General features: G+C 61.7%; 26 protein-coding genes and 2 pseudogenes. 14 read left to right on the top strand and 14 right to left on the bottom strand.

The annotated features are described in order from the left end of the window. Positions 1–30: 30 nt before the first annotated feature. The 5 genes from ACYCUK_RS14145 (at position 31) to ACYCUK_RS14125 (ending at position 4,187) form a co-directional block, all read left to right on the top strand. Entirely contained in the window at positions 31–1,089 is a 1,059-nt protein-coding gene (locus tag ACYCUK_RS14145; RefSeq protein ID WP_461595355.1) for a copper resistance protein B, read from the top strand. 62 nt (positions 1,090–1,151) lie between these two features. Continuing rightward, positions 1,152–1,739: a cupredoxin domain-containing protein gene (locus ACYCUK_RS14140; RefSeq protein ID WP_461595354.1), complete on the top strand. Its 588-nt coding sequence runs from the start codon at positions 1,152–1,154 to the stop codon at positions 1,737–1,739. Positions 1,740–2,311: 572 nt separating this feature from the next. Continuing rightward, positions 2,312–2,497 carry a hypothetical protein gene (locus tag ACYCUK_RS14135; protein WP_461595353.1) on the top strand — a complete coding sequence of 62 codons (186 nt, stop codon included), beginning with the start codon at positions 2,312–2,314 and terminating at the stop codon, positions 2,495–2,497. Positions 2,498–2,512: 15 nt separating this feature from the next. Beyond that, positions 2,513–3,685: a protein-disulfide reductase DsbD family protein gene (locus ACYCUK_RS14130; RefSeq protein ID WP_461595352.1), complete on the top strand. Its 1,173-nt coding sequence runs from the start codon at positions 2,513–2,515 to the stop codon at positions 3,683–3,685. Continuing rightward, positions 3,669–4,187, top strand: a complete 519-nt coding sequence (locus tag ACYCUK_RS14125) for a protein-disulfide reductase DsbD domain-containing protein (RefSeq protein ID WP_461595351.1) — start codon at positions 3,669–3,671, stop codon at positions 4,185–4,187. The genes ACYCUK_RS14130 and ACYCUK_RS14125 overlap by 17 nt, the downstream gene beginning before the upstream one ends. A 149-nt stretch (positions 4,188–4,336) precedes the next feature. Here ACYCUK_RS14125 and ACYCUK_RS14120 read toward each other — a convergent pair whose 3' ends face one another. From ACYCUK_RS14120 to ACYCUK_RS14100, 5 genes are all read right to left on the bottom strand, one after another. After that, positions 4,337–4,927: a hypothetical protein gene (locus ACYCUK_RS14120; RefSeq protein WP_461595350.1), complete on the bottom strand. Its 591-nt coding sequence runs from the start codon at positions 4,925–4,927 to the stop codon at positions 4,337–4,339. Positions 4,928–4,937: 10 nt separating this feature from the next. Next, positions 4,938–5,189 carry an SHOCT domain-containing protein gene (locus tag ACYCUK_RS14115; protein WP_013105970.1) on the bottom strand — a complete coding sequence of 84 codons (252 nt, stop codon included), beginning with the start codon at positions 5,187–5,189 and terminating at the stop codon, positions 4,938–4,940. A gap of 87 nt (positions 5,190–5,276) precedes the next feature. Further along, positions 5,277–5,672 (bottom strand): DUF302 domain-containing protein, encoded by a 396-nt coding sequence (locus ACYCUK_RS14110; RefSeq protein ID WP_013105971.1) that lies wholly within the window; start codon positions 5,670–5,672, stop codon positions 5,277–5,279. Positions 5,673–5,767: 95 nt separating this feature from the next. Beyond that, positions 5,768–8,176 carry a heavy metal translocating P-type ATPase gene (locus ACYCUK_RS14105; RefSeq protein WP_461595349.1) on the bottom strand — a complete coding sequence of 803 codons (2,409 nt, stop codon included), beginning with the start codon at positions 8,174–8,176 and terminating at the stop codon, positions 5,768–5,770. Between the two features lie 61 nt (positions 8,177–8,237). Beyond that, on the bottom strand, positions 8,238–9,953 hold the full coding sequence (locus ACYCUK_RS14100) for a multicopper oxidase family protein (RefSeq protein ID WP_461595348.1): 1,716 nt from the start codon (positions 9,951–9,953) through the stop codon (positions 8,238–8,240). A gap of 249 nt (positions 9,954–10,202) precedes the next feature. Between ACYCUK_RS14100 and ACYCUK_RS14095 the strand changes: the two genes are divergently transcribed. Continuing rightward, positions 10,203–10,481, top strand: a complete 279-nt coding sequence (locus ACYCUK_RS14095) for a metal/formaldehyde-sensitive transcriptional repressor (RefSeq protein WP_112486736.1) — start codon at positions 10,203–10,205, stop codon at positions 10,479–10,481. A gap of 8 nt (positions 10,482–10,489) precedes the next feature. Next, positions 10,490–11,770, top strand: coding sequence for a CDF family Co(II)/Ni(II) efflux transporter DmeF (dmeF, locus tag ACYCUK_RS14090; protein ID WP_461595347.1), 1,281 nt, complete (start codon positions 10,490–10,492; stop codon positions 11,768–11,770). A gap of 245 nt (positions 11,771–12,015) precedes the next feature. On the opposite strand, the gene ACYCUK_RS14085 is transcribed toward dmeF, so the two are convergent. Next, positions 12,016–12,603, bottom strand: coding sequence for a cytochrome P460 family protein (locus ACYCUK_RS14085; protein WP_461595346.1), 588 nt, complete (start codon positions 12,601–12,603; stop codon positions 12,016–12,018). A gap of 607 nt (positions 12,604–13,210) precedes the next feature. Between ACYCUK_RS14085 and ACYCUK_RS14080 the strand changes: the two genes are divergently transcribed. From ACYCUK_RS14080 to ACYCUK_RS14060, 5 genes are all read left to right on the top strand, one after another. Next, the gene (locus ACYCUK_RS14080) at positions 13,211–13,717 is read left to right on the top strand and encodes a DsrE family protein (protein WP_461595345.1); all 507 of its coding nucleotides are present in this window, start codon (positions 13,211–13,213) and stop codon (positions 13,715–13,717) included. 277 nt (positions 13,718–13,994) lie between these two features. Then, entirely contained in the window at positions 13,995–14,189 is a 195-nt protein-coding gene (locus ACYCUK_RS14075) for a hypothetical protein (protein ID WP_461595344.1), read from the top strand. Positions 14,190–14,522: 333 nt separating this feature from the next. Continuing rightward, complete coding sequence (locus ACYCUK_RS14070; protein ID WP_461595343.1) at positions 14,523–15,224, top strand: hypothetical protein; 702 nt, start codon at positions 14,523–14,525, stop codon at positions 15,222–15,224. A 37-nt stretch (positions 15,225–15,261) separates the two neighbouring features. Continuing rightward, a complete protein-coding gene (locus ACYCUK_RS14065) occupies positions 15,262–15,765 on the top strand; it encodes a DsrE family protein (protein ID WP_461595342.1) in 504 nt (167 codons plus the stop codon). 345 nt (positions 15,766–16,110) lie between these two features. Beyond that, positions 16,111–16,398: a hypothetical protein gene (locus tag ACYCUK_RS14060; protein WP_461595341.1), complete on the top strand. Its 288-nt coding sequence runs from the start codon at positions 16,111–16,113 to the stop codon at positions 16,396–16,398. 278 nt (positions 16,399–16,676) lie between these two features. On the opposite strand, the gene ACYCUK_RS14055 is transcribed toward ACYCUK_RS14060, so the two are convergent. The 7 genes and pseudogenes from ACYCUK_RS14055 to ACYCUK_RS14025 all read right to left on the bottom strand — a co-directional run bounded on the left by ACYCUK_RS14055 (position 16,677) and on the right by ACYCUK_RS14025 (position 23,947). Continuing rightward, positions 16,677–17,009, bottom strand: a complete 333-nt coding sequence (locus tag ACYCUK_RS14055) for a DUF5615 family PIN-like protein (RefSeq protein ID WP_461595340.1) — start codon at positions 17,007–17,009, stop codon at positions 16,677–16,679. Beyond that, the gene (locus ACYCUK_RS14050) at positions 17,006–17,653 is read right to left on the bottom strand and encodes a DUF433 domain-containing protein (protein WP_461595361.1); all 648 of its coding nucleotides are present in this window, start codon (positions 17,651–17,653) and stop codon (positions 17,006–17,008) included. Before ACYCUK_RS14050 ends, ACYCUK_RS14055 begins: the two co-directional genes overlap by 4 nt. A 43-nt stretch (positions 17,654–17,696) precedes the next feature. Continuing rightward, positions 17,697–18,158: pseudogene (locus ACYCUK_RS14045) on the bottom strand (IS1634 family transposase); the annotation flags it as partial. Between the two features lie 575 nt (positions 18,159–18,733). Continuing rightward, entirely contained in the window at positions 18,734–19,174 is a 441-nt protein-coding gene (locus ACYCUK_RS14040; protein WP_461595339.1) for a CBS domain-containing protein, read from the bottom strand. Between the two features lie 50 nt (positions 19,175–19,224). Next, complete coding sequence (locus tag ACYCUK_RS14035) at positions 19,225–20,280, bottom strand: 2-oxoacid:ferredoxin oxidoreductase subunit beta (protein ID WP_461595338.1); 1,056 nt, start codon at positions 20,278–20,280, stop codon at positions 19,225–19,227. Continuing rightward, entirely contained in the window at positions 20,277–22,118 is a 1,842-nt protein-coding gene (locus ACYCUK_RS14030) for a 2-oxoacid:acceptor oxidoreductase subunit alpha (protein ID WP_461595337.1), read from the bottom strand. The genes ACYCUK_RS14035 and ACYCUK_RS14030 overlap by 4 nt, the downstream gene beginning before the upstream one ends. Further along, complete coding sequence (locus ACYCUK_RS14025) at positions 22,115–23,947, bottom strand: FAD-dependent oxidoreductase (protein ID WP_461595336.1); 1,833 nt, start codon at positions 23,945–23,947, stop codon at positions 22,115–22,117. The genes ACYCUK_RS14030 and ACYCUK_RS14025 overlap by 4 nt, the downstream gene beginning before the upstream one ends. 383 nt (positions 23,948–24,330) lie before the next feature. Between ACYCUK_RS14025 and ACYCUK_RS14020 the strand changes: the two genes are divergently transcribed. Beyond that, the gene (locus ACYCUK_RS14020; protein ID WP_461595335.1) at positions 24,331–24,804 is read left to right on the top strand and encodes a Crp/Fnr family transcriptional regulator; all 474 of its coding nucleotides are present in this window, start codon (positions 24,331–24,333) and stop codon (positions 24,802–24,804) included. 171 nt (positions 24,805–24,975) lie between these two features. Here the strand turns inward: ACYCUK_RS14020 and ACYCUK_RS14015 are convergent. Continuing rightward, positions 24,976–25,385, bottom strand: a pseudogene (locus ACYCUK_RS14015) (TRAP transporter large permease subunit); the annotation flags it as partial. A gap of 93 nt (positions 25,386–25,478) precedes the next feature. Here ACYCUK_RS14015 and ACYCUK_RS14010 point away from each other — a divergent pair. Continuing rightward, positions 25,479–26,290 (top strand): IS4 family transposase (locus ACYCUK_RS14010; RefSeq protein WP_461595334.1); only part of this gene is annotated, 812 nt, incomplete at its 3' end.

Raw genomic sequence — 26,290 nt, 5'->3', positions numbered from 1 at the left:
GAAGAACGAGCCAATCAACAAGGAATCTGGATGAACACGATGCACACCAAGCTGCTGTCGATCGCGATCGCAGCCATGCTGGCCTCTCCCGCATGGTCGCAGAGCGCGAGCGCGCAACCTGCTGGGAATCACCAGCAGCACACCGACGCGACAACTCCGACCCAAGGGACCGCGCCCCCCGACGCCGCCATGGCAGGCATGAAGATGCCGGGCATGATGGACGAAACTCAACCGAAGCAGCCCCAGCATGAATCCGGCGGCGCCATGCAAGGCATGACCGGTTCGATGGACGCAATGGGCGATCAAGCTGCGCCGGCCACGCCGGGCGCGATGCCGTCGACCCATGCGCCCGCCTCTGGCTCCTTGAGCCCCCGTGACCCCAACGCCTACTCGGATGGCTACACGCTGACCTCGGGGCCTTATGCGCTGGCTGGCTTGCAGCCGCCCCGAATGGCCGATCAGGAGAACTTCGGCTCGCTGCTCGTCGACCGCTTGGAGCGGGCCTACACGCGCAACGGCAACTCGACGGCCTATGACGTGCAAGCCTGGTTCGGGCGCGACTACAACCGTGCCGTGCTCAAGGCGGAAGGCGACATCGCCCAGGGTCGGCTGCAGGATGCACGCACGGAGGTGTTGTGGGGACATGCCGTGGCTGCATTCTGGGATACACAGCTGGGCTTGCGCCTGGATAGTGGAATCGGTCCCGAGCGTTCCTGGCTGGCATTCGGCGTGCAGGGCTTGGCTCCCTATTGGTTCGACGTCGAGGCCACGGGCTATCTTGGCGATCAGGGGCGAAGCGCCATCCGGCTGGCCACGAGCTACGACATCTTGCTGACGCAAAAGCTGATTCTGCAGCCACGCGTCGAAACCAACCTGTATGGCAAGAGCGACCCGGCGCGCATGGTGGGCAGCGGCCTGTCGGACGCGACCGCCGGCCTGCGCTTGCGCTATGAAATCACCCGCCAGTTCGCGCCCTATGTCGGCGTCGAGTGGGCGGGCAAGTTCGGTCAAACGGCCGATTTTGCCCATGTGGCAGGCGAGAAGGCCAAGCAAACGCGCCTGTTGGCCGGCCTGCGGTTCTGGTTCTGATACGTCGCGCGGTACGTCAATCCGTGTATGTCTGATCAACCCAACTCAAAGGAACACCAGCTATGAAAAAGATGATCTCGGCCATCATGCTCGGCGCGATGCCGCTCTTGGCCAGTGCCGCGGCCAACCATGATCACAATCATGACGAACAGGCGCCGGTCCAGGCGCAAGGACAGAGCGCCGCGCAGCAGCAGAATCCGGGCCAGGGCATGATGGACATGCCGATGATGGGGAAGCAGGGCATGGAGGGCATGCACGGTGGCAACCATGATGCCGCCGTGGGACAACCCGGCGATCCGGCCCAGGTCAGCAACACGATCAACATCACCATGGACGACTCGATGCGTTTCACACCGGGAACGATCCACGTCAAGGCGGGACAAACCGTCCGATTTTTTCTGAAGAACACCGGCAACATGAAGCACGAAATGGTGATTGGCAGCATGGCCGAGCTCAAGGAGCACGAAAAGATGATGCGGATGATGCCCGACATGAACATGAGTCATGCCGAGCCCAACATGATCGCTCTGGCACCTGGACAAGAAGGGGGAATCGTGTGGAAATTCGACAAGGCGGGCACGGTCGATTTTGCTTGTCTCATGCCTGGTCACATGGAAGCGGGCATGGTTGGTCAGGTCGTCGTGGAGTAAGCCCGCTTTGACGACGATGCGAGCGCGTTCTGTTTCGGGAACTTTTGCGGTCTTTTCATGCTCAAGTGCTGCATGTCCTTCCCCCGAGCATGCTCGCATCCGCATCGGCGTCCACGTCGTCTGAGCACATGAAAGTCCTGCGTGTTGTCTGGGCTGCCGTGCTGCTGGCCTTGTTGCCATTGCACGCGTGGAGCGCTGTGCGCCTCGACAACACGACATCAGGTGCCCCCGCTGCCTGCCGCAGAACCGGACCAGACCCATCCATGCAGCAGGCGTGGCGCGCAGGCACCTTTGCGGCCGCGCGCATGCGGGAATCGACGCCACACGGCCCCAATCGCTTTGGCCTGGCACCCGGCTCTGCGCGAAGCGGCCATGGGGACAGCCCATCCAATGGCCGGGGCCTTTGCCATGTGCTGTGCGGCGTGGTTCTAGCGCCGTCTACCACTCCTGCCGCTTTGCACGTTGCGCGTATCGCGGCACATGCGCCGGAATTCCACGCGCGCCTCGTCGCAAGTGCGCTGCCGGACGCACCGTATCACCCACCCCGGGCCTGATCTCCCCTCAAGGCCGGCATGCGTCCGGCCTCCGCGCGAGTCGTGGCCGATACACGCCGCGACCCGCTGCGTCACGACGTGCGCCTGACGCCGGCCACGTTTCTGGTCAACAACCCAAGTAACATCGTCAAGCCGATGTTCGTCGAGCCAGACCTCTCAGCACTCGGTCGGCTGACCCCGCACGAGCTTGCCACAAGCGCTTGAAACGGCCGAACCCCCATGGACATCTCACTCCTCCTCGAAGTCATGCTCGCGCTCGGCGCAGGCATGCTGCTCAACCTGACGCCATGCGTGCTGCCGGTCATTCCAATCAAGGTTCGCACCATCCTGCGCGAAGCGGGAGAAAAACCGGCAACCCGTGCCCTGTCTGCCAGCCTGTTCGCTGCGGGCTCCCTGTTGTTTTTCACCCCCCTGGGGCTGGCCACAGCTCTGCTGCATCTTCAATGGGGCGTGCTGTTCCAATCACAGGCCGTGCTGATCGGCTTGGTCATCGTCCTTCTGGCGATGGCGGTGATGAATTTCACGGGGCGCGGATTGCCCATTCCTCCCGCCATCGCCAGAATGGGAGGCGGTCGTTTTGCCGAGCCACTGATCTCCGGCCTGGTCAGTGCCCTTTTGTCCTCTCCCTGCACCGGCCCCTTGCTGGGTGGGATCCTCGTGTTTGCCCTGACCCGGCCAGCCACCGAGATCGTGGTCATTTTCATGGCCATCGGCCTCGGTCTGGCTCTGCCCTACGCCGTTCTGCTTCTGAAGCCCGGGCTTCTCGATCGACTGCCGCGAGGAGGGGCTTGGACCGACGTCGTGCGTCAAAGCTTCGGCTGGCTGCTTGCCGGTGCCGCGGTCTTTTTCGCGCAAAGCCTGGTTCCAGCCATGCTCGACAAAGCGCTATGGTTCAGCTTGGTTGTCGGGATCATGCTGTGGGTCTTCGCAACGAGCATTCGCGCCGCAGATCGCGCCTCCCGCTGGGCCGCGCCACTATCGAGCCTTCCTTCACTGGCTTTGGTCTACCTGAGTGCGGGGATCTGGCCCGCCCCATCGCAGGGCATCCCCTGGCAGCCGCTCAAGGCAGCTCAGATCACCGAGATTGCCAGTCTGCATCGACCTGCGCTGGTCGAGTTCACCGCGCAGTGGTGCCTGAATTGCAGGTTTCTGGAGAAAACCGTCTACCGCGACTCGCGCGTTGTGCAAGCCCTGCGCGCCGGCCGTGTCGTCCCACTGCAAGTCGACCTGACACGCCCCAACCCAGAACTGCAACAGCTGCTTGCCGCGTACGGCGGAGATGGCCTGCCGTTCGTGGCGATCCTGGATCGACATGGGCGGGAGATCGATCATCTTTCAGGATTGTTCACGGCCGACGCGCTCCTCGGCGATTTGAATGCCATCCACCGATAGAGAACTCATGATGAATCCAAGAACCCTACGCATTGCCATCGCCTCGTTCATCGTTCTTGCCCTTTTGCTTGCTGCCATGTTGCTGATCCGGGCCACCGACCATCCTGGCTTCAGCGCGAGCACCCCCGCCAGCCTCGTCGACTCCTCCACAAAGGTTCGCGCTGGCGCCGCGATCGATGGCCGCGATGCTGTGGTGACGTTGCACATCCAGCCAGGCTGGCATGTGTACGCAAATCCGCCGTCGGCTCCTTACTTGATCCCTGTCACGATCGTCGCACAACGTGGCGGCCACGGGCTGGATCTCCAGCCGAGCTACCCACCTGGTCAGGACATTGGCCTACGGGTCGACGGCAAGATCATCCGGGTCTACGAGAACGGCACGCGCATCGCACTACCCGGTCTGTCCAGCCTGCGCGATGTCCGCATACAGGTGCGGGTCCAAGCCTGTGCCGACAAGGGGCTATGTCTTCCACCCGCAACGCTCATCGCTTCGTCGCGATGAACGCGCCATCCATGCGTGTTCGATGAATACCGTCTGCGGCATCCGTGAAACACGGCATGGCCCAGCAGCCCCAGGGCTCAGATTCGGCGGGCTGATGTTGCCTCGCCGCAGCGACCCACCCGGCACCCGAAGCGCGCCTGTCGCACAGGTCAGGAGCCGGGCGCGGACGATGTCGCTGCCGGCTGTGGCGGGGCGCTCAACGCAACCTGGATTTGCTGCTCCGCCTGAAGGCGGATTTGGACGATTTGCCGCAGGATTTCGGCGACCGCGGCGCCGGCCTTGGCCTGCGCCGCCGGATCGGGCTTGGCCACGGAGTTGACCGCCAGCAGGTTGGCGCGAGCGGTGTAGAGCTGCGCCTGCAAGGCGCCTTCCTGACGCAAGGCCTCAGCCTGAATCTGTCCAATGCGCACGCGCTGCTGCGGCGTGAACGATTCCTGCCAAGTGCCCCTGGCCGCCGGCCAGATGCCCCCGCCCATCATGCCGTAGCCATAACCGCCATCGTCACCATAGCCGTGATCGCCCTGAACGCCGAGAGCACCCCAGTCCCTGACCGGGCCGTTCATCATGCCGTAGCCGAATCGTGGCCCCCACCAACCGGAACTTTCACGCCAGGGGGGCGGTGCGCCCGCTTCCCATCGCTGGCCCCGGAAGGGGACAGCGCCGAATTCGGGGATCAAGAGCAGGTAAAAAGCGAACAGCACGATCGCCAGCGCGAGCAGCCACTTCGGTAGCGGTTTCATGATCCCGGCCTCAGCTTTCCAGCTCGCGCCGCATGCGGTCATAGGTCTCGCGGTCGATGTCCCCGCGGGCGTAGCGCTCCTTCAGAATGTCCAGGTGCCTTTTGCTGTCGGATCGCGCCCCGGAATCGCCCGAATGGCCCGTGAACAACCATCGGATCAAACCCACAAGCACGGCGAGAATCAAAGCCCACCACACCAGCATGAAGAGCCAGCCCAAACCGAAACCGCCCCATCCGCCCATCATTCCATATCCATAGCCCATGACCATGCTCCCATTGGATGTTCACAATAACCAGGCACCGACCGGCTGGACCGAATCAGCGCCTTGATGACGGCACCGACGCAGCCCTCAGGCGCGCAGGGCCTCGGCGACGCGCTTGAGCTTGCCGCGCACTTCGCCGCCGAGTTTGTCCACCTCGGGGCGCTTGACCATGCCGAGCACGGCCGCTGGATCCATGAACACCACGCTGACCCTGCCGTCCGCTTCTTCCCGCACGACGACATTGCAGGGCAGCAGCGCGCCAATATCCGGCTCGGCTTGCAGGGCCTGATGGGCATAGTGCGGATTGCAGGCCCCGAGGATGAGGTAGGGACGTTCCTCGATGCCGAGTTTGGCCTTGAGCGTGGCGGCCACATCGATGGTGGTCAGTACGCCGAAGCCCTCCTGTTGCAACGCCTCGGTCGCCGCTTGCACGGTGGCCTCGAAGCCTTTGGGGCTGGTCACGGTAAAGACATAGTCACTCATGGGTAAACCTCCGGATTCTAGGAATGAACGGGTTGAAGATGGTGGTGCACGGTCCTTGATGGCATCGTCTGGCGCATGGCTCTGTCGGCTGCATGTCACGCCTGCGCTGTTGCTACCTGCGGCCCGGCCACGGCGCTCGTGGCCGGGCCGATGCGAATGCCGGCCAGCCGGGTGCGCTTGAGCATCAAGGCATTGACGGCCACCAGCGCCGAGCTGCCGGACATGGCGAGCGCCGCCACTTCCGGACTGATGGTGAAGGGGTAGAACACTCCTGCAGCCACTGGAAACGCAATGACGTTGTAGGCCACTGCCCACCACAGGTTTTGATGCATCTTGCGCAGCGTAGCGCGCGACAGCTCGATCGCGCCGACGACATCGAACGGATCGCTTTTCATCAGCACCACGTCGGCGCTTTCGATCGCCACATCGGTTCCAGCGCCGATGGCGAAGCCGACATCGGCCTGCGTCAGCGCCGGTGCATCGTTGATGCCGTCGCCCACCATGCCGACCCGCTTGCCCTGCCCTTGCAGCTCCTTGATCTTGGCCGCCTTGTCGCCGGGCAGCACGTCGGCCAGCACGATGTCGATGCCGATCTCGCGGGCGATGCGCTCCGCCGTCGGCCGGTTGTCGCCGGTCAGCATGGCCACCTGCACGCCCCTGGCGTGGAGCGCCGCCACGGTGGGAGCGGAGGTCGGGCGCACGGCGTCGGCAATGGCGACGAGGCCGATCAGCCGCCCCGCGCGCGCGACGTGCACCACCGTCCTCCCCTGCCCCTGCAGCCGCTGCGAATCAGCCTCGAGGCCGTTCATGTCGACCTTGTCGAGCGCCATCAGCTTGACGTTGCCCAACAGCACCGCATCGCCACCCAGCTCGGCCCGGGCGCCCATGCCGTCGACGTTGCCGAAGCCTTGGACGGCATCGAGTTGCAGGCCCTGGGCACGCTTGAGAATCGCCAGCGCCAGTGGATGCTCGGAGAGCTTTTCGACGGCCCCGGCCGTTTTCAGCAGTTCGTCTTCGGCGATGCCGGCGGCCAGGACCAAGTCGACCACCTCCGGCCGCCCCTGGGTCAGCGTGCCGGTCTTGTCGAAAACCACCACGTTCAACTGGGTCGCATCCTCCAGCGCGGAGGCGTTCTTGAACAAGATGCCGTTCATGGCGCCGAGCCCCGTTCCCACCATCACGGCCATCGGGGTGGCAAGGCCCAGGGCGTCCGGACAGGCGATGACGAACACGGTGATGGTCAATGCCAGCGCCAGCAGCAGCGGCTGTCCCAGGACGACGTACCAGGCGACGAAGGTCGCCACGCCGATCAGGACGGCAATCACCACCAGCCATTGCGATGCGCGGTCGGCCAGCAATTGCGCCGGCGCCTTGGAGTTCTGCGCCTCCTGCACCAGCTTGACGATCTGCGCCAGCGCGGTGTCGGCGCCCACCTTGGTGGCGCGGTAGCGCAAGCTGCCGCTCTTGTTGATGGTCGCTCCGATCACCGCGTCACCGGGTTTTTTCCCCACCGGCATCGACTCGCCGGTCAGCATCGACTCATCGACCTGCGACGCGCCTTCCAGCACCTCGCCATCCACCGGAATCTTGTCGCCGGGGCGGATGAGCACCACGTCGCCCGGCAGCACCTCGAAGGTTGCAACCGTGATTTCTGTACCGTTGCGCAGCAACGTCGCCTTGGGCGGCGCCAGGTTCATCAGCGTGCGGATCGCCTCGGAGGCGCCGGCGCGGGCGCGCATTTCGAGCCAATGCCCCAGCAGGATGAACACCAGCAGCACCGACACGGCCTCGTAGAACTGCGCGCCCTCGAAGAAAAAGGTCGTGCCGACGCTGAACAGATAGCCTGTGCCGACGGAGAGCACGACCAGCACCGCCATATTGAGCACGCCGTTGCGCAATGCGCGTGCCGCCGCGACGAAAAAGGGCCACGCCGGATAGATCACCGCGGCGCTGGCCAGGCCGAACAGCCAGTCCTTGAGCGCGAGACCGAACGGCGGCGCCGGCGGTGCGAACAGGCCACCCATGGGCGAGTACACGAACAGCGGGACCGTGAACAACAGGCACACCCAGAACCGGTTGCGCATGTCTCGCGCCATGTCACGCGCATCCATGCCGGCGCCATGGCCCATGTCGTGCGCCATGGCGTCCATGCCGGTCGCACGTCCGGGATGGGCGTCGTGTTCGGCGCCGTGGAGCCTGGCCCCGCCATGCTCCACCCTAGCCTTGTGCGCACCCTGGGCATGCCGCACGGCGTGCTCCTCGCGCGGCTCGCACAGATGGTCGGGAACCGACTCGCCGCGGCAGTGGTAGCCGCAACGCTCGACCCGCGCCTGCAGTGCGGCCAGGTTGGTCAAGGCCGCGTCGTACACAACCGTGGCGCTGCCCGCGACGTAGTTGACCTGCACGTTGTCGACACCGGGCAGGCGCCGGAGCTGCTTTTCGACTCCATGGGCGGAGAGGCTCGATACCAGTCCGGAGACATCGATGACGCTGGTGGTGTTCATGCGGAGCGCCTCGTTCCTGAATGGGCTGGCCAGGCTGACGGGCCGGACACGTCGCCGCTTGTCATGCCACGGTCAACTGCCCCATCATGCCGTTGTCCTCATGCTCCAGAATGTGACAGTGGTACATGAACGGGTGATCTTGGCCGGCTGGCTGATCGAAGCGGGCAATCAGGCGCACGGTTTGGTCCCGCAGCACGAAAACGACATCCTTCCAGCCGCGCTCATGTTCCGGTGGAGCCATGCCGTCGCGCGAGAGGATCTGAAACGACGTGCCATGCACATGAAAAGGGTGAGCCATCGCCGCATCGTTGCTCACCTCCCAGATCTCGGTGCTGCCCAGGCGCACGCGCTGGTTGATCACCGCCATATTCATGAACTGGTGGTTGATGGAGAACAGGTGCTGCATGCCAACCCCCAGGCTCATCCCGCCGGGGCCTGTGTTCTCGGAGCCTGTCTGCCGACCCATCATGCCACCCATCATGCCAGCCATGCCACCGCCAGCCATCATGGCACTCATCCCCTGGAGGCTGAAGCGCCGCAGGGGCGCATCCGCTCGCAGCACAGGTATGGAGGCAAGCCTCGCGGGCAGTCGGCCTGGCCTTGCGTTTGGGGCCATCACCCGCAGTTGCAGAAGATCGAAACCTTGGCGGTCGAAGGCGTCGGCATCCATCGGCATGCTGCTCAGCCCGGGAACGACAGTGCCCGAGTTGCTGCGCAAGATCAACGTCTTGCCCTGCAGCCGGCGAAGGTCGAGAAGAATCTCCGCACGCTCGCCCGGGGCCAGCAGCAAGCTGCGCATCTCCACGGGATGCGCCAGCAGGCCAGCGTCACCCGCAATCACCTGGAAGCCGCGGTCATCGGCAAACGCAAGGTTGTAGACCCGTGCGTTGGAGCCATTGAGCACGCGCAGGCGCACCCATTGCGCGGGAACCTGTGCATAGGGCTGCTCGCAGCCGTTGACCAGAAAACGATCCCCCTTCATGCCCATGCGATCCATCATGCTGGTCATGTACAGCAGGGTACCGTCCGCAGCCACGCGGCGGTCTTGGAGAACCACCGGAATGTCGTCCACACCCCAGGTGTGCGGCAGCCCCAGGGATTTGTCGACGCCGTCGTCCAGCAGCAGCAATCCCGCCAGCCCGGCGTAGACATGCGCCCCGGTCCGCCCATCAGGATGCGGGTGGTACCACAGGGTTGCACCGGGCTGATTCAGGGTGAAGGTATCGTCCAGCGATTGACCCGGGGCGATCAGGCTCTGGGGGCCGCCGTCCATGCGACCCGGTACGTGGGCACCATGCCAGTGGGTGGTGGTGGCTTGGTCCAGGTCATTGCGCAGGGCGATGCGCACCGGTTTGCCTTGCGGAACGCGTAGGGCGGGCCCGAGGTAGGCCCCGTTGTAGCCCCAGGTCGGTGTTTGCACGCCAGCCAGCAGCGCCGTCCTGCCCGGCGCCATGCGCAGTGCATAGGCCAGGCTGCCATCGGCCTCGAGTTGCCCTTGCAGCTGGGGAGGGATGGGAAGGGGGCGGTTGAACGGGGCCGGTTGCGGCTTCGCCATGGGCTGCGCGCCCATGCCGGACATCCCCGCCATTCCGCCGCCCATCATCCCCATGTGCGGTCCAGCCATGCCCTGGCCGCGGGCGTGACGCGCCGCCCAGAGGGCGCCGCCGGCCGCAACAGCACCCAACACCTGGCGCCGCGTGAGCGTTCGGGTCTCCGGGCTCGATGCCAGGTCGGGCTGCAGGGAAAGATCTGCGTCTTGCTGGGAATCGTTGGGCATGTGTGACTCCAGGTTTGACCTCGTGCGTTGCTTGTCTTCGTGGCTGATCTCGCTCAGGATACGCTCCACGGCATCTTGATCTTGATGATGCTCCTTCGATGCGCAGCACGACGCGCGGACGGCTCATCATCGCATGCCCGGTCGCCACCAGATTGATGTAGCGCAAGCATCGTGAAATGCAAGGCCGGTGCTTCGGAGTTCGTGCAGAGGCAACATCTGAGCAATAGTCTACCCACCTATACTGTCCGGATGAGTCATACCATCCGAGAAAAAACCAAACTCCTCAACCGCGTGCGCCGCATCCGTGGCCAAGTCGATGCCATCGAACGGGCGCTGGAGAACGAGGCTGGTTGCGAGCAGGTCATGCATGTCATTGCTGCCTGCCGCGGGGCCATCAACGGCCTGCTGTCCGAAGTCGTCGAAGCTCACATCCAGACCCACCTGATCGATCCCCTCAAGGGCAAGCAGGACGAATCCGCCGAGGCTGCCGCGCAGCTGATCGATGTCGTACACAGCTACTTCAAGTGAGAACACCCATGTCCGTCACGTCACTTGCCATGGAACACGAGCATGTCTTTCTCGGCCAGGGCCATGACCGCAATGCCCGCAAGACCTGGTCCGTCATCGCCCTGTGCACCGTGGTGATGGTCGTCGAGATCGCCGGCGGAATGCATTTCGGCTCCCTGGCGCTGGTGGCCGACGGCCTGCACATGAGCACCCATGCGGCGGCCATGCTGATTGCCGCCCTCGCCTACCGCTACGCGCGCCAACATGCCCGGAATCCCCGCTTCAGCTTCGGCACGGGCAAAGTGGGAGATCTGGCCGGTTTTTCCAGCGCCATCATTCTGGCCATGATCGCCTTGCTGATCGGCTATGAGGCGATCTCGCGCTTCATCCACCCCGTGGAAATCGACTTCAACGCGGCCATCGCCATTGCCTTTCTCGGGCTGCTCGTCAACATCGTGAGCGCTTGGCTGCTCAGTGGCGATGGCCACAGCCATGGGCATGGTCACGCGCATGGCGCGGCAGCCGCAGACGATGCGGGACAGTTCGTGGACACCGCCGCAGGGCGTGTGCGGGTGGAGATTCATGAAGATCGCGTACCGCCGAGGTTTCGGCTGCACTGGCCGGATCGTTCAGACGCCCCTCCGGGCCTGCCGCCGGTGCATGCGCCCCTGGAGTTGACGACCATGGAGACGATTCGCCCTCAAGGCCTGCGCCAGACCTTCGCGCTCCAGGACAAGGGGGCTTATTGGGAATCCATCGACACCATCCCCGAACCCCATGCCTTCCAGGCCAGCTTGCATCTGCGCATCGGGGCCGATGTCTTCACCCACACGCTGCATTTTGCCGAACCCGAAGATCATGCCCATGACCCCGCTCATGCCGCCCATCACCGCGACCACAATATGCGCGCGGCGTTCGTGCATGTGGCGGCCGACGCGGCGGTTTCAGTGCTGGCCATCCTGGGGCTGATGGCGGGCAAGTTCTTCGGCCTGAACTTTATGGATCCGGTGATGGGCATTGTGGGTGCAGTGGTCATCGCCAATTGGTCCGTCGGCTTGATCCGTGATACGGGAGCCATCTTGCTGGACGTGAATCCGGACGAGCCGTTGAGCCAGGCCATCCGCAAGGCCGTTCAGGAGGAAGGCGATGAGCTTGCGGACCTGCATCTCTGGCGCCTCGGGCCTGGGCACCTTGGGGCGATCGTGGCGGTGAACAGCCACGATCCCGCTCGCGATGCACGCCACTACCGGCACAAGTTGCAAGGCTTCCAGGACTTGTCGCATCTGACGGTCGAGGTTGGAAGGGCGTAGCTCCACCTGCATTCGATCCTTGTGGTGCCCACGAATCCCGAACGCCGGCGCACCAGCTCGGCATGCGGTCATCGTGCATCTGAAGGGCACGCCCAAGGGCGCGACCCAGCCCGACCGATCTGAAAAAGTATGTGGCTTGCGGCGGCATCACCGCAGCCAAGTCAACGCCCTCTGGGCTGAGCATGAAAAGAGCCGACCCAGTGGTCGGCTCTTTTCATGCTTGCACAAGCGGCATTGAGACTACCTTACTTCACAATCGCCTCAGGGTGCTGATCCAGCAGCTTGACGTATTGCGTGGACATCTGCTGCTTGGGGAAAAACGCTTTCCAGATCGACACCGGCAGCAACTGCTCGGGCGGCGGCGCGAAGACAAAGTCCTGCTGCGTCACCATGGCATGGCAGGCAATACAGGCCTGAACCTTGCCGTAGGCGACGACTTGGCCACCCGGCTTGTACGCGGCCATGACCCAATCGCGATCCGCCTTGTCGTAGCCGTCGAGCTTGAGCATGGCGGTGACCCCGGTGAGCTTTTTGTGGGCGTCGTAGTTCTCTTTGACCACCAAGGCCCCATTGGGGTAGCGCTTGACCTTCTCGATGCTGCCGGCCTTGCGTACGGCGCCGTTCTCGGCGGCGTTGGCCAGGTCGGTGGTGTAGACGTCCACGGTGCGCGAACCGAGCTGATAAGGCTGGCTATCCACCATGATGGCATGGCTCTTTTCCAGGGCCTGGATGTCGTGCCAGAGCGCGGCGGAAGTCGGGGCCTGGGCTGCAGACGACAGGGTCGGAACGGCCAGAATGATGATGGCGATGCTGGACAGAAACAGCTTGCGCATGGGTAATCTCCTCGTGCGTTGGGGACATGATGGCGGGAGGCAAGAACGCTCGCCGTGGCGTCGCGTCCTGGCCAGATTGGCCTGTTGAAAGACGCCACCCAAGGCGGGTTTATTCCAGTCACCCCACCATTTCTGTAACCGTGTGTTGGTCAATCGGAATGGCTTCGGGTCGGCCATAGCCGGCGGCAACCCGTGCCGAATACAGCTCCAAGTCCACACTGCGTTGACTGGGGAACATCTCATGCACGGCGTCACGCGGCGTTCGCGCTGAAACGCCATCGGCGTGGCAAATACAGCCTCCGCGCCTTCATGCCCGGCCAATCTTTGGCATGAACTCACGTCGTTGCACCATGTCATGGGGCGCCGCGTCTCTGCCGTTTTGTCAAGTCGCAGCCAGGATGCGAATCACCATCGAGTCCACCTGTCGTGCATCTCTCATGGGGCAGATCAGGCTATCCCTGGATTGTGGGGCGCGTTGTGAATCCCTAGGATCCGCGCTGTCGCCCAGTTGTGCCGCACAGGACCATTGGGTGAACCTGCAGCATGCCTCAGGCCCCGGCACGCTGTAAAGGCAAGTGGGGCATGTTCAGTACCAGAGGAGATCAGAATGGGCAACAACTATTGGGCACACCTCGCACGTCACACCTTACTGGTCACAGCCCTACTCGTTGGCGGCGCCGCATACGCGCACGCCGACAACCCCTCAATGATGAAGGACTTCAATTTTGAGAAGCCAGCCTTCATTCATGACCTTCCCTTCGCAAAATACAAGCTGGTCTTGCAGGTCAGCAGCGACAACCAGCAGTTGTGGGCCCTCACGCTGAACAATGCTCAAAATGTATTGGACAACCTCGGCCAAGGAAACGTGCGCATCGTGGTTGTCGCCTACGGCCCAGGGCTTCTGATGCTGTTGAAGAACAGCCCCGTGACTGAGCGCCTCGCAGCACAAGATACCGAGGGCATCGAGTTCGACGCCTGCCACGTCACCATGGAAGGAATGGCCAAAAAACTCGGGCACATGCCCGTGCTGGCCCCCAACGCAGTGATCGTTCCTGGGGGTGTCGTGCGCCTCATGCAACTCGAAAAAAATGGCTTTGCCTATGTCAAGCCATAACGGCGGTCGAGCCTGAACGCCACGACACAGGGCGGGCAACTCAAAGTGTTCGGCGTCAATACCAGGGCGCGAAACCGACTACATCCATGTTGAAGCGATGTACATACGGCCATCGGCGCTATGCGCCGATGGCCGTATAAGCCCGCATCACGTTTACCCTGATATTTATGATTTCGCTGAGCCCTATTCATTTATTTTGTTTGTTCCGCACAATTTTTTGATGGATAGTTCAAAGTAGATGCAGATTTACTGCACCGAACCTTGAACTGGGGGCAACATGATCCACAAGAATTATCTCGTTACGTTTCTCGGAATTTTGTTTCTGGGTGCCACCCAATGCACGCCGGCCGACGCTGCGAACTGGTTCAAGATCCAGGGCGTCTCCAATCCATCCTGGGGCAAGGGCAAAGTGTTGGGCTGGTTGGAACCCGATTACTCCATGACCAATGGAACTAACGCGATTTGGGGATAACGGCTATAACTATTCAAATGGCCAGTATTCGCCGCAAGTCATTGATGCACACATGACTTTCAGCAACTATATTCCCGGCGCCAGAATACAGGCCGGTATTATACGCGATCCTGGGCCGGAAGGCGCGATGCAAGGATATATGGGATATAATTTCATCGACGTATTCCCATCGGTCATCGGGCAATTGATGCAACCCAACTTTTATAACAAGAATACAAAATATAATTATAAAATTATAATCCTGTAAGCGGGGGATATCTTATCCCGGGACCTAGTTTATCCAGTGTAAACGGCTTTAGATATCCGGGCATCGAGGCACTTGATTGGTTTAATTTGCGCAAAAATCTCGAACTTGCCTATGGAGCAATGTTGGGAAGTTACGGCAATCAATTTGAATCAAATTCCTCAAACGGGCCTATTGTCGCTGGAAGGGTGCAGCTATCCTACCTTTATGGAGGCGGAGGAAGCTTTTTCCGGAATGATTTGACAGGCTTTGTTTGGGCTCAACAAGCACGGCCACAATTGAATGGCATCTCCAATACCATGCGGCGGGAAGGATTTGGTGTAGCCTACAGGCAGGGCTACATGGAAACCGGTGCGCGCAGTCTCAAGGCCGAATATATGGCAGGCACTGGTAATATTGCCGCTCCTGCCCCATTTAACCAGGAACCTGGGCTTGTGCCGGCCCAACATCAAACGACCTTTTTTCCAGGGAGCAACAACAAGGCATCGGGCTACTACGTATCGGCAGGCTATTTTGTGACGCCGAAAGTTGAAGTGAATGCCCGCTATGATTATTATGATAGGCTACCCAATATTCCCTCACAGGAGCGTATCTTCACAAATATTGGTATTGGCGCTCAATATCATATAACACCAGTCACCAGGATCGTCTTTGATTATTTCATCAGGAAAACAGACATACCTAATCCAGGTGCCATTGGCCATCCCGGGAGTCCCCAGCTCGTCCAAGCAACAAGCATTGCAAATGCAACTGGGAATGAGTTTGACATCTATGCCATCTATGCATTTTGATCGAACATTTTTTCTCACTCAACCTTAGCTCACGACCATGAAATTCATTCAAAAAACATTTGCCGCATTATTTTTTTGCATCTCTGGAATCTCGATGGCTGCAGCAGCAACCAGCACTGACGCGATTCATGTCGATATTCCCGTCAAGCTTAAACAAGCCAATGTCGTATTCAACATGGATCATCTCGCATTTTTAGGCGATCTTCCCTTCGGCATGGATTACATGCATTTACTCTCGATGCGCATGAAAAAAGATCATGTCCCAGGAAAGATTATCGGTGTTTTCCATGGCCCTGCTGCATACATGACGCTTAACGACAAGGCTTATGATGCTGCTCGGCATGTGACCACCGGCAACCCCTATGCCAAGACAATTGCTGAGCTTCAAAAAGAAGGAGTTCAAATTGAAGAATGCGCCGTGTCGATGAAGGGGCATCATTGGGGTAATGCAGACCTCCTGCCCGGGGTTTTGGTCAATGCCGGGGCCGTTGGGCGAATCATTCAGCTGGTACAAGATGGCTACGTGCAGATTCAGCCATAATGCTACCCTAGGTTTTCATTGTCCTGTTCAACAAGAAAAAATCAATCATCTGCCGCGATTGATAAATCCAGATCAAGGTCTTTGATTCAAGAAACACTCGGTTTATTCCACTCCTCATTCGCCGGCAATGCCGGCGTTTTTTTGCACGGCAGAATCCAAAGACAAGCGCCGCAGTCGCAAAATTTTTGGATGACCCTGCCGTTGCAAACGATTGCTTCGTCGATCCTCCTCAAACATGAGGAACGACGCTGAGTGGTGTTGAAGTTGCGCAAGCCGCGTTCGATTCGCTGGATTTGATCAGGACGGCCCTGGCCATCACTCACCAAGAGCGATGCGGCTGCATGGATGACTGACTTTCAATGCCACGAGCATCCACATCCAAACTGCCGCCGTGAAAAAAACAAGGCCGCACTGGGCGGCCTGTTGAATCGAATCGAGATAAGCCCGGAATCGGACTTGCCGGGCCTGTGCTGCCAGATTAAACCCCATGCAGGCTTGAAGCTGGCGTCCCCTAGGGATTCGCATACAAACCCTGTATCGAAAGACCCATACGCTTGGGAAACACAATTTGAAATATTGCCAAAGCGCCAGCCTGGCGCCAAGGCCAAAATCACAACTGCTTCCAGCAAATGAACTAGCACGATGCACGGTGATGGTGGCCCGCAGGCCGCCGCCAGGGCTACGCCCTTGGCCCGCTCGCACGTGGAGTTGAGCCTGCGACTGTTGCCGGGCATGGCTTGCCCGGCGGTCATCTTCTGCATGGGTAATGTGCGCGCCGCAAGTGAAGATTTTTACCTCGTCGCGCACACGCTCGCCAACACGCCGCCTACCGGCGGCAGCGCCGGGTGCGTGCCCCGCCGCTGCCGCGGCTCGGTGGGATGGTCTGCACAGCGGCTGGGCCGCCCGGGGTCTCAGGTCAGTTCCACCAGGGCGATTGCTGGGTCTTCCAGACGCCTCCGCAACTCGTCCTGCCGGTCGATCAGCAGGCGGGCCATATGGTCATTGCGGCAATTGGCAATGCGCAGCCGGATGACTTGGGGCGGCGCACCGCGCAGCACGGCCAGGTCGTTGAAATCGCTGTCGCGCGTGACGATCACATACCCTTGATGGGCAGCGAAGACTCGAATTTCGACGTCCGTTGCCCGCTCCAGGCCGGCAAAGCAGACGTGGGTGGTTTCAGGGTAGTGCGGCAGGAGCAGCGGAACGAGCCGCCGCGAGAGGTTTTCATCCAGCAGCAGCTTCAAGCCGCGACCCTGGCGCTGTGATGTTCCCGCTCAGCGGCATAGGCGAAACAAGCCAGGATGTCCTCGTGCTGCAGCTCGGGGAAGTCTTGGAGAACGTCCTGTTCGGTCGCGCCGGACGCGACTTGCGCCAGCACGTCGTACACGGTGATGCGCAGGCCCCGAATGCAGGGCTGCCCACTGCGCTTGCCAGGCTCGATCGTGATGCGGTCGAAGTTCATGTATCCGATTCTAGGCGGCGTCGCCGGCTCTGTCAGGAATCGGCGATGGCTGGCGCCGGCCGTGGTGGCGCGGGCGTGCAACAGCGCGACCTCGACCATGCGCGGACGCAACAGCAGGCGAAACATCAAAACCAGCAGTGCGATCATTAGCGGACCCCCGATGAACTCGGCAGCGGCGAAACTCCAGCCCATCAGGACTACCAGTAACACTCCCAGTTCGATCACCAGATTGGTGGAAGCGAACTGGAACGCCATCGTCGCAGTGAAATCGCCGCCATTGCGAAAGATTGATCGGGCAATCGCCACCGCTGCAGAGGAGCAAGACGAGGAGGCCGCGCCCAACAGCGAAGCACGCACGATTGAGCGTGGGCTCGCGTCCGGCAGGAGCTTCTGCAACTCTGCCTTGGAGACCAGCACATCCACCACTGCCAACGCCAGAAAGCCCAGAATCAGGCCCCAGAGAATCTCCTTCGTGCAGCCAGTCGAGTGCGCGGTACAGGTCATCGGCACCGCACTGGCCGACCCCGAGCATGCGACCCAGCGAGGAGCTGGCCGTGTCGTCGTGCAGCATGCGATGGGTAGCCAGCTTGGAGGCCGGGGCGATCACGCGCGCCACGAGCATCGCAAGCAGCAAGGGCTGCAACTCCTTGGGCGCCGAGCCGAACCAGGTCGAGGCACCGCAGCCGCGCGCGCTGCCCAGCACGGCCACCACGTGGCCGTGCGGCAAGCTGCGCTCCACGCTGAACACCTCGGCCGCGCTGGCCACGGCCACACCCCCGCGCAACAGCACCTTCAGGCCCTCGATCACGTCATCGGACAGGCACGACAGATTGGCCAGCGTGCGTTTGCGGACCTTGCCGTCCTCGCGGTAGGACTCGCGCAGCAGCACCGCTGGCGGGGAGTTGCGATTGGCCACGGCTTCGATGTACATGACCGCATAGATAGGCGACGTTCATAGGAACGTCAAGCCAAAACAAGTTCATTTACATGGGTACAAACCAGAATCAAGAAAGAGCCGCAACCCGCGTCAGCGCTGCGTTACGGCTCGATCAGGGGGTCAAAGTTCGGCCTAAACCTGCCAAGGAAGGCAGATTCAGAGCCAGAGCGGGCGGGCAAACAGCCCAAATTGCACCCAGGCGCGCCGGAAATGGTCCCGTATGCCGCATCGTCACGTTGCCATCAGCCCCAGTATCGGGTTATTCGAGGTGCCCTGCAGTCAGCACCTGACCTTCACTTCAGGTGTCAAGATGGGTTCGCTGGACGCATACCCTCAACCGACGATCCGGACATTTGCCTTGCCAAACTGCAGGCCGGCAGGATGCCGAGTGGGCTCGCGTTCCACGCTCACTGCAGCGGTGGCGACCTCATCACCGCGTCCGCCGACCGAAAAAATGGGGGGCGGAAACCGCAATCCTCACGCGTCACACGTGCCTGGGCGCCGTCGGGGTCCCCGCCCTTCCTGCGCAGACAGCGACCAGCGGCTGGCGGCGTGACGGATGAAAGTGCTCACCCCAGGGCGTCATTGACCTGGTCATGAAACTCCGCCAGGTTGATCGCTGCACCGATTTCACGCGGCAGCGCGTCACGCACCGAGAACACCCCGAGGATTTTCGACGTGGGTGTCACGACAGGCAAGTGCCGGAATCCGCGCTCGATCATGATCAGCACGGCTTCGGAGACTTTGGTGTCGGGCCCGACGCACTGCGGATCATGCGTCATCACCTCAGACAGCTTGGTCGTTTGCGGGTTAAGGGCCTTGGCCAGCACGCGCGTCATCAAATCGCGCTCAGTCACGATGCCCACCATGCGCCCCGACGCGTCAATGATCACGACGCTGCCGCAATTCGCCTTGGTCATGACACACGCCGCATCCCAGACGCTGTCCTGCGGAGCCAGACTAATGACGTGGCGGTGCGACATCGATTGAAAAACCGTGCGTTCAGTCATGATCAAACTCCTGACCCCACTGCGGTAACCCAAACCCTGGCAAGGCGCTTTCAACGCAGTAACGCATTGATCTTCTCAAGCGCCTGCGCGCCTGGGCAAAGTTCGCCCGCCTGCAGCGTATTGAGCGGCGTATCGCTGGTATTGAGCGAGACGTGCAGATCCACTGCGACTGGATCCAAATACAACAAGCCTGTGACAATCTCTCCGCGCGCCTGACGCTCGTGCATGTAGCTCAGCGCAGCGTAACGATCCGTCGGATCATAGTCCGTGTGCAGCTTGCTCAAGCGCAGCGTGGAGCCGTCGTGCTGCTGCACGTCGATGGTTGCGCCGGCGGCATAGTCCACCGTGATCTCACAGTGTGCCGGCACAAACTCGATTCGGCTCACTGCCTCGTCGTGCCAGCGCACGTAGTCATAGCTCTTGGTGCTGCCGCTATGGTTGTTGAAGGTCACGCAAGGGCTGATGACATCGATGAATGCCGCGCCGCCATGTTCCAGTGCGCCCTTGATGAGGGGGACAAGCTGCTCCTTGTCACCCGAAAAACTGCGCGCGACGTACGTGGCACCCAGTTGCAGGGCCAGACCGACCAGATCCACCGGATTGTCCCGGTTGACGGCCCCCTTCTTGCTCTTCGAGCCCCGATCGGCCGTGGCGGAGAACTGTCCCTTGGTCAATCCGTAGACGCCGTTGTTCTCGACGATGTAAGCCATGCGCACGCCGCGGCGCATGGCGTTGGCAAACTGTCCGAGGCCGATTGAGGCCGAATCCCCATCGCCGGAGACACCGAGGTACAACAGATCACGGTTCGCAAGGTTGGCGCCGGTGAGCACCGAGGGCATGCGCCCGTGCACGGTGTTGAATCCGTGCGAGGCGCCGAGAAAATAGTCCGGCGTCTTCGAGCTGCATCCGATACCGGAGAGCTTTGCGACCCGATGGGGCTCGATATTGAGCTCCCAACAGGCCTGGACGATGGCCGCCGAGATGGAGTCATGGCCGCAGCCGGCACACAGGGTTGACACGCGGCCTTCGTAGTCGCGGCGCGTGTACCCGACCTGATTGGTGGTCAGGGTCGGGTGATGCAGCTTTGGCTTCGCAAGATAAGTCATGCCGCCTCCTTGTGCAGGGGGTTTGCAGTCTGCACCAGTGTCAAATTTTTGGCAATCGCTTCGCTGATGAAGCGCGCCGTGATCGGTGTGCCGTCATAGTGCAGCACCTTCACCAGCCGCGCCGGATCGATCGACAGCTCGTTGACCAACAGCGTGTGCATCTGAGCGTCGCGGTTTTGTTCGACCACGAACACCTTGTCGCGTGCAGCCATGAATTGGCTCACCGACTCGGGAAACGGAAAGGCGCGCAGACGCATCGCATCCAGCTCGTAGCCTTGCTGCGTCAGCACATCGAGCGCTTCGCGCATGGCCGGACTGGTCGATCCGAAGTACAGCACGCCAAGCCGCGTTGGATGCTCGGCCCGGCGCAGCTCGGGTTGCGGCGCAAGCTCGGCAGCCGTCTTGAACTTCCTGAGCAGCCGTTCCATGTTGTACACGTAGTCGGACCCCCGCTCCGAATACCGCGCGTACGGATCACGCGTCGTGCCCCGCGTGAAATAGCTGCCGAGCGTGGGGTGCGTGCCAGGCAATGTGCGCCAGGGAATCCCATCAGCATCCACATCCTTGTAGCGACCGAAGTCCTTTCCCGCTTCGAGCTCTTCCGCCGTCATGACCTTACCCCGGTCGTATGCGCGCGCATCGTCCCATGCGAACGGCTTACACAGGCGCTGATTCATTCCGATGTCCAGGTCACTCATGACGAAAATGGGCGTCTGCAGGCGCTCGGCAAGATCCAGTGCAGCCGCCGCATGCTCGAAACACTCATGTGGGTCCTCCGGGAACAACAACACATGCTTGGTGTCGCCGTGGGACGCATAGGCACAGGCGAGCACATCGGACTGCTGGGTGCGCGTGGGCATCCCCGTTGACGGGCCGCCGCGCTGCACATCGATGATCGTGATCGGGATCTCCGCAAAGTACGCCAGACCAAGGAACTCGGTCATCAGCGAGATCCCGGGCCCGGATGTGGCCGTAAAGGCCCGCGCGCCGTTCCATCCCGCGCCGACCACCACGCCGATGGATGCCAACTCATCCTCGGCCTGAACGATCGCAAACTTGTTTTTTCCGGTTGGGGATTCGACACGGAATGTATCGCAGTATTTCTGGAACGATTCGGCCACAGACGACGACGGTGTGATCGGATACCAGGCTGCAACCGTGGCCCCCCCGTAGACGCAACCGAGTGCTGCCGCGCTATTGCCGTCGGTGAAAATCTGGTTGCCAACCTTGTCGGCACGCTGCACCCGAATGCCAAGCGGCGCCTGGAGATGGCTTTTAACGTAATCGCGCCCAAGATGCAAGGCACGTACGTTCGAGTCGAGCAACAATTCCTTGCCGCGATACTGTTCGGCAAAAAGCGTTTCAAAGACCGCGGCCTCCATATCCAGAAACACCGACAGCGCGCCCACGTAAATGATGTTCTTGAACAGCTGCCGCTGACGCGGGTCCGCATATGCCGCATTGCAGATTTCGGTCAACGGCATGCCGATGACCTCGATGTCCTTGCGCAACGCCGACTCAGCGATCGGTCGGGTGTTGTCATAAAAGAGGTAGCCGCCGCTTTGAACCTCGGCCACGTCGGCGTCCCAGGTTTGCGGGTTCATGGCCACCATCATGTCCACTCCACCGCGGCGGCCGAGATAGCCCTTCTCGCACACGCGGGCCTCGTACCAGGTCGGCATCCCCTGAATGTTGCTCGGGAAAATGTTGCGTGGACTCACGGGCACGCCCATGCGCAGGATCGCCTTAGCAAACAGCTCATTGGCCGACGCCGACCCCGAACCGTTGACATTGGCAAACTTGATGACGAAGTCGTTGACCGCTTCGATGCGTTTCATGCGACCTCCAGCGTTCTGGGTATGGATTGAGCGGCTCGGCAATGCGGTCCGGCCTGGACAGTCGTGAGGCGAAATTTCTGCATGTCCCAAGCTCCCGTGGGGCAGCGCTCGGCGCACAGTCCGCAGTGCAAGCAGACATCTTCGTCCTTGACCATGACGCGCCCGGTCTTGAGCGGCGCCGACACATACAGAGCCTGGGTCAGGTTGCGAGCCGGTGCCTTCAGGCGTGTGCGCAACTCCGCCTCGTCCCCGTTGTGGGTAAACGTGATGCAATCCATCGGACACACGTCTGCGCAAGCGTCGCATTCGATACAGGCCTGGCGGTTGAACACGGTTTGCACGTCACAGTTCAGGCACCGGCTGGCCTCCTTCAACGCCGTGGCGGCGTCAAACCCCATTTCCACCTCGACCCGGATGCTCGCCAATGCCACGTCCGCGTCGGCCCAGGGCACCCGAAAGCGCATGTCGGGCGAGACGTCATTGTGATAACTCCACTCGTGAATGCCCATCTTGGTGGACATCAGGTTGGTCGTTGGAGCCGGGCGCACGTGGACGTCTTGCCCATGCACAAAGCGGTCGATTGAAACGGCCGCCTCGTGGCCATGGGCCACGGCCGTGATGATGTTCTTCGGACCGTAGGCCGCATCGCCACCGAAAAAGACACGTTCGAGCGTGGACTGGAAGGTGCTCTCCTGCAAAACCGGCAAGCCCCATTTGTCGAACGCAATGCCCACATCGTCCTCGATCCACGGAAAGGCGTTTTCCTGGCCCACGGCGATCAGCACGGCATCGCACTCGACAAACACCTCGGGCTCGCCCGTGGACACGAGAGTGCGCTTGCCGTTGCCATCGTAGACGGCCTCGACGACGTCAAAGCGCATGCCGGTGAGCTTGCCGTTTTCGTGCACGAACGCCTTGGGTACATGAAAGTTGAGAATCGGAATGCCCTCGTGCAGCGCATCTTCCTTCTCCCACGGCGACGCCTTCATTTCCGCAAACCCGCTGCGCACGATCACCTTCACGTCCGTGCTACCAAGCCGTCGGGCCGAGCGGCAGCAATCCATGGCCGTATTGCCTCCGCCCAGAACAATCACGCGCTTTGCGATGCTCGTGATATGGCCAAACGAGACCGAGGCCAGCCAGTCGATGCCGATGTGCACCTGGGCCGCAGCCTCGCTGCGTCCGGGAAGATCCAGATCGCGTCCACGAGGCGCGCCGGAGCCGACGAAGATCGCGTCATATCCCTGTGTCAGCAAGTTGCGCATGGACTGCACCGACTGCCCGCTCTTGAACTCGACGCCCATGTCCAGGATGTAACCTGTTTCCTCATCGATCACGGACTCGGGCAGGCGAAACCGCGGAATCTGCGAGCGGATGAAGCCCCCAGCCTTGGCTTCACCATCAAAAATCGTCACTGCATAGCCCCGCGGCGCAAGATCACGCGCCACGGTCAGTGATGCAGGTCCGGCGCCCACGCAGGCGACGCGTTTTCCATTCTTGGCACCGATGGCCGGCATGCGGCTCCTGACCTCACCCTTATGGTCGGCGGCGACACGCTTGAGGCGGCAGATGGCCACGGGCTCAGGCTGCGCGCGATTGTTCTGCTCGACACGGCCGCGGCGGCAGGCAGGCTCGCAGGGCCGATCGCAGGTGCGTCCCAGTACGCCCGGGAAGACATTGGACACCCAGTTCACCATGTAGGCGTCCGCGTTGCGGCCTTGCGCGATCAGGCGTATGTACTCCGGCACCGGAGTATGGGCGGGGCAGGCCCACTGACAATCAACGACTTTGTGAAAGTAGCCTGGATCGGCTGTGTCCGTGGGTTTCAACTCGGTCTCCTGCTGGGCGTGCTAAACGACTCGACTGCGAGGGCGACGCCAAAGGAAGCGCCATCGTCTGAAGCCGACCCAAACCACGCGCCTTTGCCGGCCAGTCTGCAAAGTACGGCCATCAGACCACCCCATTATGTTCCAGCGCCGATGGCCGTTTTCTGCTGTTTGGGTGGAAATCAATGTAGATCCCTCGCGCGCACCATCGTTTCCATGCGATCGGGCATTTCTCGACTTTGTTTGATTTGGGACAAGTCCCCTTTTTCGTCTGCAACCGTGTGAAGGCGTCGCGCATTTCCCACTTTGTTTGACTTCGGACAAGGCATGCGTCGCACAGCCGCGCTGAAATGAAAGCCGTTCACGGTCTACTGGGAAGTCCGTCCATGCAAGCTGCCAATCTCGCGAAGTATCTCCAAACGCGCACCATTCTCTCGGCGCTAAGCGCGCAGCAATTGGCGCCGCTGGTTGCCCATGCCAAGGAACAGCATCTGTCGGCCGGCGATGTGCTGTTCAGCCAGGGCGATGCCGCCGGGCATTTCTATGTCCTGCGCGAGGGCGCCGTGCAGATCGGCGTGCCGGCGATCAGCGGCCCAGCACTTGAAGTGCAGACGCTTGGCGCGGATGCCGTGATCGGCTGGTCGTGGCTGATTCCACCGTATCGGTGGAGCTTCGAGGCCAAGGCGCAATCGGACTCGTCCCTTGTGGCATTCGACGGCAAGCCGATCTTGCACGAATGCGAGAAGGATCCGGCCCTGGGCTACGCGCTGATGAAAATCTTTGCCGCGCTGATGTCGCAGCGGCTGGATGCTGCGCGGCTCAAGATGATGGACAGCTGGATGCCACCCGGCTGGGCTTGACGGCAATACCCTGCGGCACTCGCGACGGCGTGGCGCAGCCGCTGTCTCCAAGGGGCATCACAGCTCGAGCTCACCTCGCCGCCAGCATCAGGCGCGCAATGTGCAGCCGGGCGGCTCAACCGTCCGCGCCGTGTGGCAACTCGCGGCGGCGACTGCAGCCTCTTCGGCTCATCAAAAAAAACACGTCGAAAGCCATGGCACCGCGGCGACGATGATGATCCCAATCAGCAATGCCACCATATAGCCCAGCATCGGGCGAATCCCTGCGTCGGGATTCACGCGCCCAGTTGCGCACGCAGCGTAGTAGCCAACCCCAATGGGCGGCGTGAACAGGCCAAGACCCATCGCCAAGACTGCCACCATCGCGTAATGCACCTCGTTGAGACCGAGCTGCTGCGCAATCGGGAACAGCAGTGACCCAAACAGACCCATCGCGGGAATGCCCTCGAGCACGGATCCCAACGCGATGAACAGCACGATCGATACGGCAAGAAAGGCGATTGCACCACCCGGCATGCTTGCCATTGCGCTTGCCAGCTCGCCGGAGATCCCGACTGGGTCAGGCCCCAATACTGTTCTGTTAGGTAGTTTTGTCGCAAAATCGCCCATATCGCAACTCGATGGCAGGTGGCGGGCATGGCGCGAACCAAGCGGTGTTGGGCTCGGGAGCCCGGTTGAGCGATTTCCTGTCGGCGAGCCTGCTCGCGCGGGTGGTGCCGCCCGAGACAGTGCACGCGGTGCTGGACGAGCACGGCTGCAACACGCGGCGAGTGCGGAGCTTTCCAGCGGTGGCCGGGGTCTACTACTGCATGGCCTTGAGCCTGTACCCGGAGGCCGCCTACGAGGAGGTGTTCGCCGTGGTTGCGCAAGGATTGGCTTGGTCCAGTGGCGCCGCTGATCCCACCCTGGTGAGGAAGTCTTCGATCAGTGCGCTGCGCAGCCGTATCGGTGCGGCACCGCTGAGCGAACTCGTGCGCCGGTGCTGTGTTGCGCTTGCCCAAGAGCGCACCCATCCGCAGGCTTTCTACGCCGGGCTGAGGCTGGTGGCGATTGACGGGAGTTGCTTCGAGTTGCCCGACGAGGCCGACAACGCGGCCACGTTCGGCTACCCCGGCAGCCGAACGAGTCTGGCCGGCCACGCAGGCTACCCGCAGGCCCGGTGCGCCATCCCGGTGGAGTGCGCCACCCATGCCATCCTGGGCGCCAACCTCGGGTCGTACCGCAGCGGCGAGTGGGAACTGTGCGCGCCATTGCTGGCGCGCCTGGCGCCGGGCATGCTGTGCATGGCCGACCGGGGTTTCAACGGATTCGAGCACTGGCGCCAGGCGCAGGCCACGGGCGCGGACTTGCTGTGGCGCTGCTCGGACACCCGGCAACTGCCGGTGCAGATGCTGCTCGAAGACGGTTCGTACCTCAGCGTCATCAGTCCCGCCGGCGTCAGTCGAGCCCAGGCGCGCGAGCAAGCCATGCCCGTGCGCGTGATCGA

The organism is Thiomonas sp., from assembly GCF_054608695.1.
This window is presented reverse-complemented; position numbering and strand designations above follow the sequence as displayed.

Coding starts and splice junctions, on each gene's coding strand:
- ACYCUK_RS14145 (WP_461595355.1), top strand. CDS start 31: ATGAACACGATGCACACCAAGCTGCTGTCGATCGCGATCGCAGCCATG.
- ACYCUK_RS14140 (WP_461595354.1), top strand. CDS start 1,152: ATGAAAAAGATGATCTCGGCCATCATGCTCGGCGCGATGCCGCTCTTG.
- ACYCUK_RS14135 (WP_461595353.1), top strand. CDS start 2,312: ATGCGTCCGGCCTCCGCGCGAGTCGTGGCCGATACACGCCGCGACCCG.
- ACYCUK_RS14130 (WP_461595352.1), top strand. CDS start 2,513: ATGGACATCTCACTCCTCCTCGAAGTCATGCTCGCGCTCGGCGCAGGC.
- ACYCUK_RS14125 (WP_461595351.1), top strand. CDS start 3,669: ATGCCATCCACCGATAGAGAACTCATGATGAATCCAAGAACCCTACGC.
- ACYCUK_RS14120 (WP_461595350.1), bottom strand. CDS start 4,927: ATGAAACCGCTACCGAAGTGGCTGCTCGCGCTGGCGATCGTGCTGTTC.
- ACYCUK_RS14115 (WP_013105970.1), bottom strand. CDS start 5,189: ATGGGCTATGGATATGGAATGATGGGCGGATGGGGCGGTTTCGGTTTG.
- ACYCUK_RS14110 (WP_013105971.1), bottom strand. CDS start 5,672: ATGAGTGACTATGTCTTTACCGTGACCAGCCCCAAAGGCTTCGAGGCC.
- ACYCUK_RS14105 (WP_461595349.1), bottom strand. CDS start 8,176: ATGAACACCACCAGCGTCATCGATGTCTCCGGACTGGTATCGAGCCTC.
- ACYCUK_RS14100 (WP_461595348.1), bottom strand. CDS start 9,953: ATGCCCAACGATTCCCAGCAAGACGCAGATCTTTCCCTGCAGCCCGAC.
- ACYCUK_RS14095 (WP_112486736.1), top strand. CDS start 10,203: ATGAGTCATACCATCCGAGAAAAAACCAAACTCCTCAACCGCGTGCGC.
- dmeF (WP_461595347.1), top strand. CDS start 10,490: ATGTCCGTCACGTCACTTGCCATGGAACACGAGCATGTCTTTCTCGGC.
- ACYCUK_RS14085 (WP_461595346.1), bottom strand. CDS start 12,603: ATGCGCAAGCTGTTTCTGTCCAGCATCGCCATCATCATTCTGGCCGTT.
- ACYCUK_RS14080 (WP_461595345.1), top strand. CDS start 13,211: ATGGGCAACAACTATTGGGCACACCTCGCACGTCACACCTTACTGGTC.
- ACYCUK_RS14075 (WP_461595344.1), top strand. CDS start 13,995: ATGATCCACAAGAATTATCTCGTTACGTTTCTCGGAATTTTGTTTCTG.
- ACYCUK_RS14065 (WP_461595342.1), top strand. CDS start 15,262: ATGAAATTCATTCAAAAAACATTTGCCGCATTATTTTTTTGCATCTCT.
- ACYCUK_RS14060 (WP_461595341.1), top strand. CDS start 16,111: ATGACTGACTTTCAATGCCACGAGCATCCACATCCAAACTGCCGCCGT.
- ACYCUK_RS14040 (WP_461595339.1), bottom strand. CDS start 19,174: ATGACTGAACGCACGGTTTTTCAATCGATGTCGCACCGCCACGTCATT.
- ACYCUK_RS14035 (WP_461595338.1), bottom strand. CDS start 20,280: ATGACTTATCTTGCGAAGCCAAAGCTGCATCACCCGACCCTGACCACC.
- ACYCUK_RS14030 (WP_461595337.1), bottom strand. CDS start 22,118: ATGAAACGCATCGAAGCGGTCAACGACTTCGTCATCAAGTTTGCCAAT.
- ACYCUK_RS14020 (WP_461595335.1), top strand. CDS start 24,331: ATGCAAGCTGCCAATCTCGCGAAGTATCTCCAAACGCGCACCATTCTC.